The organism is Streptomyces sp. NPDC058401 (genome assembly GCF_042722885.1).
Lineage (GTDB): Bacteria > Actinomycetota > Actinomycetes > Streptomycetales > Streptomycetaceae > Streptomyces.
Window position 1 is genome coordinate 1 of sequence record NZ_JBHXKA010000044.1, and the last position, 14323, is coordinate 14323.

Here is a 14323-nt window from a genome sequence, read left to right on the forward strand (position 1 = left end):
GGGCCCGCCACGAAGAAGGGGATGCGCCAGCCCCAGTCCTGGAGGCCTTGCGTGCCGAGGGTCAGGGTCAGGACCGTGACCAGGCCCGAACCCAGCGCGTAGCCCACGAAGGTGCCGAAGTCGAGCCAGCTGCCGAGGAAGCCGCGCCGCCGGTCCGGGGCGTACTCGGCGATGTACGTGGTGGCGCCCGCGTACTCGCCGCCGGTCGAGAAGCCCTGGACGAGGCGGCACAGGAGAAGGAGCAGCGGGGCGATGAAGCCAACGGAGGCGTACGTGGGCAGGAAGCCGACCGCGAAGGTGCTGGCCGCCATCATGATCATGGTGGCGGCCAGCACCTTCTGCCGGCCGATGCGGTCGCCGAGGGGCCCGAAGACCAGACCGCCGAGCGGACGGACGAGGAACGCCGCGGCGAACGTGGCGAACGTGGAGACGACCTGGGCGCCGGGGGAACTGGACGGGAAGAAGACCTTGCCCATCGTTCCCGCGAGGTAGGCATACACCCCGAAGTCGAACCACTCCATGGTGTTGCCCAGGGCGGCAGCGGTGACGGCGCGGCGGACCTGCGGCCGGTCGGCGACGGTCACGTCCTCGCTGCTGAGGGTTTTCTTCCGGCGCCGCAGGAGGGTGCGGAGCATCCGGTCGGTCGCCGGGTGGCCGCCGCGGGGTGGCCTGTCGCCCGGTCCGGGGCCCGGCCCGGATCCGCGTGCCGGTCCTGCCATGCGCTGGGCCTCCTGGCTGGTCGCCGTTCCCGCCTCGTCACCGGTCTTCGATTCTGTGCCCCCTCCCGTGGCGACGCCCGTCGGGTGACCCGCCGGGGTGAAGGGCGCGGCTCTCCGTGGGCACCCTGGCGGCCGACCACGTCCACGTATGGCCCTGTCCGGACGATCTCCGCGAGCCCGCTCTCGCCGATCGGGTGACGTACGGGCGCGCTCGAACGCCCGCGGCGGCGGGCCTGGCTAGCGTGGGCGAGCGCCTCCCCTTCCCGTCCCCGAGCCCCGCGGAGCAGTCCATGACCACCACCCCCCTCACCTCGCTCACCGGGAACTACGCCCTCGACCCGGCTCACTCCCAGATCGGGTTCGTGGCCCGGCACGCCATGGTCACCAAGGTCCGCGGCGCGTTCAACGAGTTCGAAGGCGCCGGATACTTCGACGGCGAGGACCCCGCCAAGTCCACCGTGTCCGTCACCATCAAGGCCGCGAGCATCGACACCCGCAACGAACAGCGCGACGGCCACCTTCGCACCAACGACTTCCTCGACGCGCCGACCTTCCCCGACATCACCTTCGTCTCCACGGGAGTGCAGCAGCTCGACGGCAGCAACTTCCGGCTGACCGGCGACCTCACCATCAAGGACGTCACCCGGCCGCTCGGCATCGACTTCGAATTCCAGGGCAGCGCCACGGACCCCTACGGCAACCTGCGCGTCGGGTTCGAAGGCTCGGCGCCGATCAGCCGCAAGGACTACGGCATCACCTGGAACGCCGCGCTGGAAGGCGGAGGCGTCCTCGTCGGCGACAAGGTGGTGCTGGAGTTCGAGATCTCCGCGATCCGCCAGCCCTGACCGAGCCGGCCCGGGCTCGTCTCCGGGCCGGCCGTGCGGTCAGGCTCCGAGCGCCCGGTGCAGTCCGAGCCGGTCGGTGCCCAGTTTCGCGAAGACCGCGGACAACAGCTCGGACACCGCTTGGGCGCTGGTGTGCATCGCCACGGCGATCGCCCTGTTGTCCATCCCCGCCGAGGCGTGGCGGGCGGCCGTGAGCTCGGCGACGGTCAGGGTGTCCTGCTCGGAGGTACGCAGACGGCGAGGCCGCAGACCTGCCGAGGCCAGCTGGGTCCTGGCCCGGCTCACGAGCCCGTCGGCGCCGCAGTCGGCGGCCAACTCCATGCCCCGGTAGGTCTGTTGCGCGGCCAGGTGCGGGTCGCCGATGGCGTGCAGGGCCATGCCGTGGTCGATGAGCGCGTGCGCGAGTTCGCAGGCGGCCGGAGACTGTTCGAGGTGCTCCACCGCCTCCTGCAGCAGGCCCGCCGCCTGGGACGGGTCCGTGGCGGCGGCCGCGACGCGCAGGGCGTGTCCGATCACGCTGGACGTCCCGAACGCGCGGGCCCGTGCGACCGCTTCGGCCGCCGTGGCCCGTGCCTGCTCGGGCGCGTGCGTCGCCTGCGCGAGCGCCAGGTCCAGCTGCCAGGGGCTCCACGAGGGATTGCGCGTTCCGCGCAGATCCAGGCGCCGGCCGGCTGCGGTGAGATGGTGCTCCGCCTCCTCGATCCTGCCCTGGGCCAGGAGCAGTTTGCCCCACACGGCCTGCGGATCGGGATAGACCACGGCCTGGGGGAAGCCGTCCGCCAGCTTGTAGGCCTTGGCGATGCGCTGGGCCTCGGCGGTGTTGCCCCGGGCGAGCAGCGTTTCGATGAGGGTGCCGATCGCGTACCACTGCGCCGGGATCCCGGTGCCGACGCGGTCGGCGATCTGCAGGCCGTTGCGTACGAAGTCCTCGGCCTCGGCGAGCTGCCCGCGCCGGTAGCGGACGTAGCCGAGCAGGGTGTAGACGAACGACAGGTGCGCGCCGCGCCAGCCCTTCCCCTCGAACTCGAGGATCGCGGTGTTGAAGAGGTCCTCGGCCCGGCCGGGCTGGTCGCAGTACATGAGCGTGACCGCGAGGACGGCAGGCACCTCGAAGCCGAAGTCCTGGTCGGTCCAGCTCATGCCCCCGTCAAGCGCCTGTTCCGCGTACTCCAGGGCGGTGGAGGCGGACTCGCCGCGCATCGCGGCGTCCCAGGCCCGCAGACCGAGGATGTGCCGCTCGGGCAGACCCCGGCCGGTGAGCCGTTTGGCGAACTGGGCGAGGAGCCGGGAGCGGGCGGGCGAGTTCTCCTCGTCGAACCGGACGGAGTTCCATTTGAACTGCTCGGCCTGCATGCGCAGCCGTGTACGGGAGCTCGTGGCACGCCGGGCCTCCTCCGCGAGGAGCCCTGCCGCCAGACCCAGCTGACCCGTGTGGCCGAGCGCCTGGGCGAGCCGGTACGTGATCGCCTCGCGCAGGGCCTGGTCGGTCTTGGGCTCCTCCAGCGCGGCCCTGAGCTGGTTGATCGTCGTCGCGGGCTCGTGCAGGAGGTTGGCGGATCCGAGTTCGAACAGGACCTCGGCGCGGTCCTCCACCTCCGGGGGCTCGCGCAGGGCGCGTGCCAGGTAGCGGCGCGCGGCATCGGGAGCGCCCGCGGAGAAGCTCTCGCGCGCGGCCTGGCGCAGCTGCTGTACGACCCACGGGTCGCCCTCGGGGTGCATTTCCAGCAAGTGGCGGGCGGCGGCCGCGGAACCCTGCCCGTCGTCGATCACGGCCTGCGCGGCCATCCCGTGCATGGCTACGCGTACACCGGGCGGAATCGAGCGGTACACGGCGGTGGCGATGAGCGGGTGGAAGAACTCCACGACCTCCTTGCGCCGCACGCCCGTGAGGACGGTCAGGATGCGTGCGGCCCGCAGCCGGTCGATGGCCTCGGCGGCCTGCGCGTCACCGAGGGCGGCCACGCCACCTACGATGCCGAGGGGGACCGCGGTGCCGAGCACGGCGGCGGCCCACGCGAGCCGGACGGTGGACGGGCCGAGCTGATCGAGCCGGTCGATCAGGCCGCTGCCCTTGACCGCGGAAGCCAGGTCGCGCAGTTGGGGGATGTTGCCCTGGTACGGCTTCAAGCCCCGGTCGCGGCCCTTCATGACCAGCTCGACCACCTCGAAGGGGTTTCCGCCGGTGATCGCCCAGCATTCGCGGCAGAACATGTCGTCCGCGTTCTCACCGAGGGCGTCGCGCACGATGCGCGCGACGGCGCTCGTGGTCAGGGGAGCCAGCTCGTGCGGGCGCATCCCCTGGCGTCCCATGAGGGCGCGCAGCGCGCCGGCGTCGGCGGGGATCTCGTCGGGCCGGCAGGCCACCATGATCAGCATGGCCAGTTCCTCGGCGCGCGCCGCGAAGGAGGTGAGCCAGCTCAGGGACTCCGCGTCCGCCCAGTGCGCGTCGTCGACGATCAGCACGACGGGGGCGTTGCGGACCGCTAAATGCGTGACCACCCAGTCGAGTCCGTCGCGCACGCCCTGCGGGTCGGGCCCCGTCGGCCCCTTCGGGGCGGCGGTCAGCCCGAGCGCGGGGGCGATGATGCCGTACCAGTTGCCGAGCGCGTCGCGCCGTTCGTCCTCGCTCATGGCGGCCAGGGCCGGCTGGATGAGCTGGCGCATCACGTGGAACGGAACCTGCCGCTCCTGCTCGCCGCCGCGCGCGAAGAGCACGGTGCAGGAGCGCTCGGCGGCGTGGCGGCGGGCCTCGTTCAGCAGGGTCGTCTTGCCTATGCCTGCCGATCCGGCGAAGGTCAGGACGCCCCCGCTGCGGTTGGCCGAGTTGGCCGGGTTGGCCGAGATGCCGCAGAGTACGTCCACCGCGCGTTGGATCGCGAGGACTTCCGCCTCCCGCTCCAGCAGGGGCTGAGCGTTCCAGCTTCTCGGTTCGGTGACCTGCGACATCCCTTTGCCCCCTCCAGCACGTGCGGCAGAGTGTACGGGCCGCATGCGGAGTTGATGCTGTTTCAGCACACTATTGCGCGATCTCGTCACTCGTTTGAGAAGAGTGGTGTACCTTTCGCGCCACGGGAATCATCGGCAGTTCGCTGGGCTGCGGGATCCCTGCGGGAAGTTCGCGCACGGTCATGCCCGGGGCGGGCTTCAGATGCCATCGCGAGGCGACGGTCGCCACCGCGGTCAAGATCTCCGCCACGGCGAAGGAATCGCCGATGCACTTGTGCTGGCCGGCCCCGAACGGGACGTAACTGTGAGCACGGGACCGCTCCTTGGCCCCCTCCTGCCAGCGGTCCGGGTCGAAGACGCCGGGGTCGGGGAAAAGTGCGGGGTCCCGGTGCAACGCGTAGGGACTGTAGGCCAGTTCCGCGCCGGCCGGGATCGAGATTCCGCCCAGGGTGAGGGGGGCCAGGGCCCTGCGGGTGAAGAGCAGGGGGGAATGCAGGCGCAGGGCTTCCTGGAAGACGTCGTGCGTATAGGTCAGCGCGGGTATGTCTTCGGGACGCACGGGCCGGGACCCCACCACCGAGTCGACCTCGGCGTGGACGCGCGCCTCCACCTCGGGGTGCCGGCCGATCTCGTGGAAGATCCAGGACAGGGTGGTCGCGGAGGTCTCGGTGCCGGCGAGCATGATGGCGATGACCTCGTCCCGCACCTGCTCGGCAGCCATCGCCGAGCCCGTCTCGGAGTCCACGCCCGCCAGCAGCAAGGAGAGCAGGTCCTGGCGGTCGCCCCGGCCGGCCGGCTCCTCGGCGCGGTACTGCTCGATCACCTCGTCGATGGTCCGGCGCAGCCGGGCGGCCGCGCCGTCGAACCGCCGGTTGTACGGAATGGGCAGCCGGTCCAGCGACTTGGGCATGACCGCCCGTACGAGCATGCCCTCCAGGACGATGGGCAGCGAGCGGTGCACCTCGTCGACGGCGGGACGGCTCAGGTCCCCCGAGAAGATCATCTCGGCGACCGAGGACATCGCGTACCCGCGCGCCTCCGTGACCATGGAGATCTCACGGCCCGCCGTCCACGACGCGGACATCGCCTCCGCCTGACGGCACATCACCTCGGCGTACTCGGCGATGTGGTTGCGGTGGAAGGCGGGTTGCATCATCCGGCGCTGCTTGCGATGGAAGTCGCCGTCGGTGGTCACGATCCCGTTGCCGAACACCGGGCGGAGCCTGTCGAAAATCCTTCCCCGGCCGAACTGCTGCGCCCGCTGGACCAGTACGGAGTGGACGTGCTCCGGGCTCGTCAGCACATGGACGGGCCAGGTGCCGATGTCGAGCCGCACGATGTCGCCGTGTTCGCGGAGCGACTCCAGGAACGCGATCGGCCGGCGCCACAGTTGCAGCGCGTGCCCCAGGAGGGGTAACCGCCCTGGGGCGACCGGAGCATGGACCTCGGGGCCGGAATGCGCTTCAGATGCCATGAGCTGACTTTCCGTCACGCCGCGGAGACAAGATCCGGGCGGGTGTACGCAGACTCCAGTCCGGCCGCGAACCGTTCGTCGCTGTACCGCGTGCACTCGTAACGCTGCCACAGATCGGCGCCGATCATCCAGTCCTCGTAACTGCGCACGCAGCGGGTGACCGCGTCGACCAGCGACGGGTCCGTCCCGGGGAGCGCCTTGACGGCCTGAATCAGACGCTTCTCTTCGGTCAGATACTGCTCGATGCGCTCCTGGATGCGCCCCTCGACGGCCTGGACTGCGTCGGGGAGGGAGCACCTCTCCCAGAAGGAGATGAGGGACACGAGGTTGTTGGTGTCCCCACAGGCGTGCTCCTTCGGCAGGGAGAACACGTCGTTGCCCCATGAGATGACGTCGAGAACACTCGCGACGAGAGCCTGGAACTCGGGGAGGTCGTGGACGTTCTGCGGGAGGTCGATCCCGAGCCCGGCCTCCACCATGTCCATCATCGGAAGGATCTGGGAGCTGTGGCGGCGCATGAGGACGTACTCCTGGACCCCCGGGCCCCTCTCGGCGGCGCGGTTGCCCGCCTCCTGGTCCAAGGAGTCGAGCATGAGGGGGACATGGGTGCGGTACCGGGCCGCGGTGCCCTCGGACATGCCGGCCAGGATCCGGTCGCACAGGTCGACGAACCCCGTCACCAACGGATTTCGGCCCGCTGCCGACCTCTCGATCCGCCCCGTTCGCAGATAGCCGGTGATGGCATCGGTGACGGGCCGCCAGGCCGCGACCTCTCCCGCCCTGATGAGGTGGTCGTGCTGGTCGTCCAGGACGAACGACCAGGCCATCCACTCGGCGAGCAGGAGGACCCGCTCGTAGGGGACGTCACCGCTCACCCGGCCGGCCAGGTGGCCCACGCCGATGCCCGAGAACTGCTCGGCCGCGGCGGTCACGAGCTCGTGTTGCAACACCCACGAGGTCGCCTCGGCGTTCGCCCGGGCGGCCCCGGGATGCTTGGAGTTCCCGAACGGAAGGTGGAAATCGGGGACGGAAAAAGAACTGAGCTGGGCCATTGATCCCCCACGGAAGAATCGGATTCGTCAATACCCGCTCACTACACGACCACGCTGTACACCCGCGACCCAAACGCCCCTCTCCTGCGAAATCGCCACGGCCACACCAGGTGACGGGCGGAATGAACCGGTCACTGAGTGGCCTGATCCAGCCTACCTGCGACCACATCAGGCCACCTGTGAACTTATTTACCCTCAAGACGCAGCACGCTGTCAACGTTGGGAGAGTGAACGCGGGTAATCCATCCCGGAATTGCCGAAATCGTATTCCTCTAAATGTGCAAGCGGCATATTCGATTGCGATCGGGGTGCCCGGGTCCGGGGACGCCGTGGAGTAGGCGGCCGGAGTTGGCCGGGTGTCCGAAGAACGCCGTCGGAGCGCGGGCCTCTGCCTACACTGCGCAGGGCAACGGCCGCTGGGGGAAGGGCGGAAGCATGACCGAGCATCATCCGCCGGACCCTGGAGGGCCCGGAGCGCAGGTGGATCCCGGTGGGCCGGAAGGCGGCCAGGAGGCCGACGCCCTCGGCTCCCATCTGGAGTTCTTGCGGACGCGGTTGGGCGGGGAGCGGTTCGAGGCACTCGTCCGAGCCGTCCAGACCACGTGCACGCTCCTGGCCGAGGACCAGCAGGTCCTCCTGGGAGGGCCGCAGGAGGGCGTACTCACCCCCGACCTCCGGGGAGAGTACCTGTCCCTCATGGCAGTGATGATCACCGGACACCTCGACCACCACCTGGTCGAGTTCCGGACCTTCGACGGCGGCAAGGGCTGGGCGGTCATGGAGGACGTCCGCACCCGCAACCGACACCCCGGCGCTCCCCCGGCCCCTCGCGACGCGGCGCGACACGCGTGGACCGGCGGCCGCCTCGGCGGCAGCTCTCCGTAGGTCGGCCAGAGTTCACGCGGTCAGACTCGCGTGACGGTTCCGGCCGGGAGCGTCAGCGCCCGGCCGCAGGGTGCGGGCAGCCCTGCAGTGCCGGGCGGTCCCTCGTGCGGACGGCGGGGAGCCACGCCGTGGGGGGTGTGGAGCCGGACGGGAGGCGGACGTGGAACCAGCGGGTGGACTGCAGGTCCGCCTCGTCGATGACGGCCCGGCCGTCGGGCAGCTGACAGTCGACCTCGAGGACGTCGCCGTGCCACACACGGGACGGTACGACGTTGTCCGCGGTGTACGGGCCCGTCGGGTCGATCGCCATGCCCAGACTGCACTGCGGGTCCCGGTCGGCCCGCTCCTGGCAGCCCTTCTCCGCATTGAACACCCGGATCGTGCCGGCCGCCGCGCCCTCCAGGCCGTTCAGTGCGGAGGAACTCGCCCGTGCCGCGTCCGACCACAGGGTCGTACCGGCGATCCCGCAGAACGCGGTGGTGAGGATCGCGGTGCGGGCCCGGCCCCACAGCCGTCCCGTGCTCCTCTTTCGCGCCGACTGTTCGGCGGTGATGCGGGCGAGCAGGCTCGCGGCGGTGTGCGGGGCACGCGCCGCGTGGGTCGGGGCCAGACAGTCGGCGGCGAGCTCGCGCCAGAACGGCGGCACGGCCTGGTCCATGCGCAGCGGAGCACGCCCTTCGCCGTACTCCTGGACCGCGGCGCCGCGCGCCATGGGCGTGGCGCCGGAGAACGGGGAGGCGCCGGAGCCGAACACCTCGTGGATGATGATGCCCAGGGCCCAGATGTCGGCACTCGGCCGGACCTTCACGCCCATATCCCCGAGGGGTGCCCGCCAGCGCTCGGGCGGGAGGTAATCCAAGGTGCCCATGGGGGGCGCGTACCCGTGCGTTCCCGTCACCTGGGTGGCGAGCCCGAAGTCCGAGAGCTTCACGCAGCGGCTGCCGTCCAGCAGGACGTTCTCCGGCTTGAGGTCGGCGTGGACCCATCCCGCCCCGTGGAGGTGGGCGAGTCCCTCGCAGATCCCCGCGATCAGCCCGGGGCGGTCGGCCTCGGCCACCCCGGCGTCGAGGAGTTCCCGCAGGCTGCCCGCGGCCCGCTCCATGACCAGCACGATCGCGCCGTCCAGGGCGGGGCGGTCCGGTGCGTCGAGGACGAAGGAGTCCAGGAGGCGGATCAGCCGGGCGTGCCCGGCCCTGCGTCCCAGTTCGACCTCCCGGCAGGCGGACTCCACGATCCTGCGCGTCTGGCGCGGGGCGTACCCGGCGGTCGGCATGATTTTGAGAGCGATGTCGGCGGGTGCCGCGGACAGGAGCGCGGGGGGCCGGCCGGTCCGGTCCGGGTACCTGTCGGCGGGCTGTGCGGCGTAGACCGTGGACCAGCCTCCGGCTCCGATCAGGTCGGTGATCGTCCAGCCCCGCACCCGGTGGCCGCGCGGGAGCAGATCCGTACCGTCGCATTCGGTGATGTCGCGCAGGGTGTGGGGCGTCGTCATCGCGCGGTCTGCCACTCTCGCCCGGCTGCCCCCGTCAGGGGTGGCAGCAGCGTCAGGTGCTCCTCCCGTACGAGCCCGAACCGCAGGGCGAGCCCGACGATCTCCTCCCGCTTGCCGTTGCGACGGTCGCCCTTGCCGGCTTCTCGCGGGTCCGAGGCCCCGATGCGCAGCTTCTCCTCGGCGAGGTAGTCGATGTGCGAGCTGACCGCTCGCGCGGTCAGGGTGGCGCAGGCGACGTGGCCCCTGAGCCGTTCGACGATCTGGGGCGTGGTGGGGACCGCGACGCGGGACTGGTCGCGCAGGCGCGGTTCGCAGAGCGCGAGGAGGACGAGGAAGTAGGTGGCCGTCTCGTCCAGCGAGTAGGCGGTGACCGTGAGGCGGCCCCAAGGGGCGCCCATGGCCTCCGGGTCGAGGTAGACGTGATCGGGAGCGAACACCTGGAAGGAGACGGGGACGTCGCTGCGGGTGGGCAGCACGACGCGCGAGAACTCGAACGGGACGGGCGCCCCGACCCGGCGGGGCGGGACCCTCAGGTACTCCCCGGCGCCCTCCGGGTTCTCCACGAGGTAGCTGTGGGTGGTGCTGTGGTTCGTCAACTGCCAGTGGTCGTCGGTCACGTGGATCTCCCCGGCGAGCCGTGAGATCGCCGCGTCGGCGAGGCGGAGCTCCACGGGGATCTTCGCGGATCCGCGTCCGAAGCGGGCGACTTCGCCCGGTCCGAGCCGTAACGTCACCGCTTCGCCGTACGGTTCTCCGCCGTCGGCGCCACTGCACCCCTGCGGCAGATGGACGACTACCCCGCTCACCGCTCCCCCCGTTCCACGCGTCGTGCCGGACCGACGAGTGGAACAATACTCATCTCTCAAGGGAGTTCATCGGCGCAGTTCAGCCACTTCGGCCGGGACGGCCCGCCGGGTCGGACAGCCGGCACAAGCTGCCCCGGGAGGCTCGCCGAGCCCCTTGCCGGGAGGCTCGCCGGCCCTCTCCTCACGGACGGCTCCCCCTGTGTCCCCGGTCACTCCGGCCCTCGTGCGGCGATGGCGGTTTGGGGTCGTTTTCGACTCTCTGGCGAGCGGTTCGGGGGAAGTTGGCGTCCCGCGGCGAGCGAGCGCGGCCTACGTCCACCGCGGTCGGGCGTGCGGGATCGGCCCTTGCGCCCCTGGTCGCGGACGTCGCGTACGGGACCTGCCGGGGTGGGGAAGGTCACCGCGCCCAGGGGGTCACGGCCTCGCGGAACGGCCCTTTCGCCCCTTTCACGTGGCGCGATCCGCACTCCGGGTTCACCCTGCGGGACGGCCCGATGTGACGGGCGCGACCGTCCGGTCGCCGAAGGCCGTCCACGGCCGCCACCCGCCGCTCGGCCGTTCCTGGACCCGGGTGCGCATCCTGCCTTCGGTGGTGACGGCGAAGACGTGCGTGCGCCCGGTGCGATCGGACGCGACGGCGGGCGTGGCAGCGAGCCTGAGATCGGGCTCCCCGAACTCCCGGCCGGAATCCCAGCTTCCACCGGGGATGGTCTGCCAGCGGTGGCCGAGCCGTGCGCCACCGGGCGTCAGCGAGAACGCCTCGAGGCGGCCGTCGGCGTTGGCGGCGAACGCCGGGGCGGCGGCGCTCCAGCCGAACATCGGCAGCCATTCGTCCCAGCCTCCGCTCGGAACGGACTGCCGCCGGCTGAAGGTTCCCACGCCCGACGGTCCGATCGCGGCGACGGTGAGCCGGCCGCTGCCGTCCCCGGCCACGCGCGGCGCGGCGCCGGCCGCGGTGCCGAAGCGCTGCCACGCAGGGGTCCAGGCGCCACCCGGGGTCACCTGCCATCGGTGGACGATGCCGGAGCCGCCGGGAGCGAGGGCGAAGACCTCGAGCCGGCCGTCGGCGTTGGCCGCGACCACCGGTGGCGCGCCCGCGGCGCCGCCGAAGCCCGCCTCCCACGGGTCCCAGGCCCGGGAACCCGGTGCCGCTTGCCGCCGCCGGGCGACGGACGCGCCGCCGGGGCTCAGGGCGAACGCCTCCAGCCTGCCCTCGGCGTCGCGGGCGACGGCGGGGGCGGCGCCGGCCGGCCCGCCGAACTCCTCCCAGTCGTACCAGCCGCCGTCCGGTCGCTGGGCCCGGTGGTGCAGGTTGGCTCCCTCCGGGGCGAGCGAGAACACCTCGAGCGCTCCGCCGGAGTTGCGGCCGAGCGTGGGCACCGCACCGGCCGGCCCGCCGAAGGTGTCCCACGGCGACCAGGTGTCGGTGTCCGGGTCGAGCTGGACGCGCCGGAGCATCGAGTGGTCGGAGGCGTCGAGCGCGAACACCGTGAGGCGGCCGGCGGCGTCGAGTCCGGCCACCGGGTTGTCCGCGCTCTGCCACGGCGGTGGTGTGTCCCGCCACCGGAGGGGCGCCACGTGCAGCCCGTGGCGGAACCAGCCCGCGGCGCAGGCGTACCAGGCCTCCCCGTCGGCGATCACCTCCACGGCGTGACCGGCCACGTGGCCCGCGTACCCGGCGAGGTCGAAGTGGAGGGGATCCCGGGACGCCAGCACGTCCGTACCCTCGTAGCCGCCCCTCGGACCGATGAACAGGTAGTACCAGCCGTCCCGTTCGACGACGTACGGCGACTCGGTGACCGAGACGGTCGTGTCCGTGGTCGCGTCGGCGAATGCGACGCCCGGCTCGCTCCAGTGCACCAGGTCGGCGGAGCGCCTGTGGGCCACGACGTGCCGGCCGCCCGGGCCGGAGAGTTCCGTGTAGTACATGACCCACTCGCCGCCGGCCCGCAGCACCATCGGGTCGCGGGCCGCGATCCCGCGGAACAGCGGCCCGGACGGCTCGCGCGTCCAGGTGAACAGATCGTCCGACGTGGCGAGGCTGATCGCGGCGCCGCCGGCTCCGCCGCCCGCGTAGAACATCCAGAACCTGCCGCCGGCCTCGATGACGTGCGGGGCCCACAGGTGCTCCTCGCCGTGGTAGCCCGTGTCGACGGTCAGCGCGTCGGCATGGGTGGTCCAGGGGCCGTACGGGGCGGGCGCCGAGGCGTGCGTAAAGGAGATCTCCGCGGCACTGTCCGGTGCCTCGCCGGGCGCCGCGCTGTTCCCGACGATGCCGAACAGGTGCCACCGGCCGTTCGCCCTGATCAGGGTGTGGTCGTTGAGGTAGCGGCGCCGGCCCGGCGTGGAGGGGTCGTAGACGTGGGTGAAGGAACCGGCGCCCACCCACTGGGACGCCGTACCCGGGACGGAGGTCGCTGCTGCGGCACGGCCCGGGAGCGGGAGCACGAGGGCTCCCGCTCCGGCCGCGCGCAGCAGGTGGCGCCTGCTGAACGGATGCACGAGAAGGCTCCAGAGGAACGTTTGCCGTCAGTTGATCGCCGGTCCGGCGGTGTCCTTGAGCCAGCCCCACTGGGACCAGTCGGAGAAGCCGGTCTGCCAGCGGTGGTAGACACCGGTGGGATTGGTCCCGAAGACCTCGATCCGACCATCTGCGTTGGCCACGGCAGTGATCTCCGTACCGCCACCACCGAAGGACTCCCATGCGTGGTAAGGGCTGTTCACCCCGGTCTGCCACATGTGCTGGGCATCACTGCCGTTGAGAGCGAACACCTCGACACGCCCGTCCACCGCGCGCTGACTCGTCAGCTGCGCGTTCGCGAGACCACCGGTCTCCTCCCACCCCGACCAACTGGCAGGGCTGGTCTGGTACCGGTGGAAGACACCGACGGGCCCCGAGGCGAACACCTCAAGCCGGCCGTCCAGATTGTGGTCGACCGTCAGGTCATGGCCGCCGATACCGAAGTCCTCCCAGGCAGACCAACCGCCGTTCACAGACTGCTGATACAGATGCCGGAAGACCTCACCGTTCAGGGCGAACACCTCAAGCCGGCCGTCCGCCGCCTTCGCCAACTCGATACGACTCGCCCCCGGACCGTCGCCGGTCCCCTCCCAACCCGACCAGCCACCGTTGGCGGCCGTCTGGAACCGGTGGAACACGTTCTCGGGACCGGACGCGAAAACCTCAAGCCGGCCGTCGCCATTGGACCCGACAGCAACGTCACGGCCACCCTCACCGAAGTTCTCCCAGCCCGACCAACCACCCGCCGGCTGGTTCTGGTAACGGTGCTGAAGAATCTGGCCGTTGATCGCGAACACCTCGAGCCGACCATCGGCATTCGGGCCGATCGCCAGCTCCGCACCCTTCGGCCCGGCAATGAACTCCCACGGCGACCAAGCACCGTTGATGCTCTCCTGCCAGGCGTGATGAACACCGTCCGCACCGGCCGCGAACACCTCAAGACGCCCGTCCATCGACCGCGCCGACACCACACGCCCCGACTCCGCCGGATACACCAACGGCGCCGGACCAGGATGACTGCCGGGTATGCAGGGCATCTCGATGCCCCGTTCCGCCAGGTAGGGAATCGGGTCGACACGCACGGACGCGCCCTCGTTCCCCCAGACCCGAAGGTGGAGATGAGACCCGGTGGACTGGCCCTCGCTGCCCATCAGCGCGATCTGCTGCCCGGCGCTCACACGGTCGCCCTCCTGGACATCCCGCTGGTACATGTGGCCGTACTCGGTGATGGTGCCGTCGGGGTGCAGGATGCGGATCCACTGCCCGTAGCCGGTCTCGTATCCCGAGATGATCACCTCGCCGTCGCCGACCGCGTAGATCGGGGTGCCGCGGTCGTTGGCGATGTCGATGCCGTTGTGCTCCCAGCTGTAGTACTGGGTGATGTCGCCCGCGGCCGGGCAGGAGGCGGCGAAACCGGCGGCCCGGGCCGGGGCCGGGGAGGAAGCGGTCTGCGCCCCGGCCGGTGGGGCGACGGCGAGCCCCGGTGTGAGGATCACGGTCAGCGCGAGAAGAAGCCCGAGCACCCGCCCGGGCCGCCGCTGCCCCGGCGTTCCTCGGGAAAGCACGGACATCGCGCGAGGTAC

At 71.3% G+C, this 14323-nt stretch carries 10 protein-coding genes; 2 read left to right on the plus strand and 8 right to left on the minus strand.

Going from position 1 to position 14323, the window contains the following annotated elements:
- The coding region (locus ACFWNV_RS18230; protein ID WP_383947719.1) for an MFS transporter at positions 1–635 on the minus strand (635 nt) is incomplete at its 3' end.
- A gap of 374 nt (positions 636–1009) precedes the next feature.
- On the opposite strand from ACFWNV_RS18230, the gene ACFWNV_RS18235 reads away from it, so the two are divergent.
- Positions 1010–1564 carry a YceI family protein gene (locus ACFWNV_RS18235; protein ID WP_383947608.1) on the plus strand — a complete coding sequence of 185 codons (555 nt, stop codon included), beginning with the start codon at positions 1010–1012 and terminating at the stop codon, positions 1562–1564.
- Between the two features lie 39 nt (positions 1565–1603).
- Here the strand turns inward: ACFWNV_RS18235 and ACFWNV_RS18240 are convergent, their stop codons facing one another.
- From ACFWNV_RS18240 to ACFWNV_RS18250, 3 genes are all read right to left on the minus strand, one after another.
- A complete protein-coding gene (locus ACFWNV_RS18240) occupies positions 1604–4510 on the minus strand; it encodes an ATP-binding protein (RefSeq protein ID WP_383947611.1) in 2907 nt (968 codons plus the stop codon).
- Between the two features lie 70 nt (positions 4511–4580).
- Entirely contained in the window at positions 4581–5984 is a 1404-nt protein-coding gene (locus ACFWNV_RS18245) for a cytochrome P450 (RefSeq protein ID WP_383947614.1), read from the minus strand.
- 14 nt (positions 5985–5998) lie between these two features.
- A complete protein-coding gene (locus ACFWNV_RS18250; RefSeq protein ID WP_383947616.1) occupies positions 5999–6934 on the minus strand; it encodes a terpene synthase family protein in 936 nt (311 codons plus the stop codon).
- Between the two features lie 537 nt (positions 6935–7471).
- Between ACFWNV_RS18250 and ACFWNV_RS18255 the strand changes: the two genes are divergently transcribed.
- Positions 7472–7921 (plus strand): hypothetical protein, encoded by a 450-nt coding sequence (locus ACFWNV_RS18255; RefSeq protein ID WP_383947618.1) that lies wholly within the window; start codon positions 7472–7474, stop codon positions 7919–7921.
- 52 nt (positions 7922–7973) lie between these two features.
- Here the strand turns inward: ACFWNV_RS18255 and ACFWNV_RS18260 are convergent, their stop codons facing one another.
- From ACFWNV_RS18260 to ACFWNV_RS18275, 4 genes are all read right to left on the minus strand, one after another.
- The gene (locus tag ACFWNV_RS18260; protein ID WP_383947621.1) at positions 7974–9413 is read right to left on the minus strand and encodes a serine/threonine-protein kinase; all 1440 of its coding nucleotides are present in this window, start codon (positions 9411–9413) and stop codon (positions 7974–7976) included.
- A complete protein-coding gene (locus ACFWNV_RS18265; protein WP_383947624.1) occupies positions 9410–10219 on the minus strand; it encodes a serine/threonine protein kinase in 810 nt (269 codons plus the stop codon). Before ACFWNV_RS18265 ends, ACFWNV_RS18260 begins: the two co-directional genes overlap by 4 nt.
- A 474-nt stretch (positions 10220–10693) precedes the next feature.
- Positions 10694–12721 carry a family 43 glycosylhydrolase gene (locus ACFWNV_RS18270; protein WP_383947627.1) on the minus strand — a complete coding sequence of 676 codons (2028 nt, stop codon included), beginning with the start codon at positions 12719–12721 and terminating at the stop codon, positions 10694–10696.
- A gap of 27 nt (positions 12722–12748) precedes the next feature.
- Positions 12749–14311, minus strand: a complete 1563-nt coding sequence (locus ACFWNV_RS18275; protein WP_383947630.1) for a peptidoglycan DD-metalloendopeptidase family protein — start codon at positions 14309–14311, stop codon at positions 12749–12751.
- Positions 14312–14323: the final 12 nt, after the last annotated feature.

Coding starts and splice junctions, on each gene's coding strand:
- ACFWNV_RS18235 (WP_383947608.1), top strand. CDS start 1,010: ATGACCACCACCCCCCTCACCTCGCTCACCGGGAACTACGCCCTCGAC.
- ACFWNV_RS18275 (WP_383947630.1), bottom strand. CDS start 14,311: ATGTCCGTGCTTTCCCGAGGAACGCCGGGGCAGCGGCGGCCCGGGCGG.
- ACFWNV_RS18240 (WP_383947611.1), bottom strand. CDS start 4,510: ATGTCGCAGGTCACCGAACCGAGAAGCTGGAACGCTCAGCCCCTGCTG.
- ACFWNV_RS18245 (WP_383947614.1), bottom strand. CDS start 5,984: ATGGCATCTGAAGCGCATTCCGGCCCCGAGGTCCATGCTCCGGTCGCC.
- ACFWNV_RS18260 (WP_383947621.1), bottom strand. CDS start 9,413: ATGACGACGCCCCACACCCTGCGCGACATCACCGAATGCGACGGTACG.
- ACFWNV_RS18255 (WP_383947618.1), top strand. CDS start 7,472: ATGACCGAGCATCATCCGCCGGACCCTGGAGGGCCCGGAGCGCAGGTG.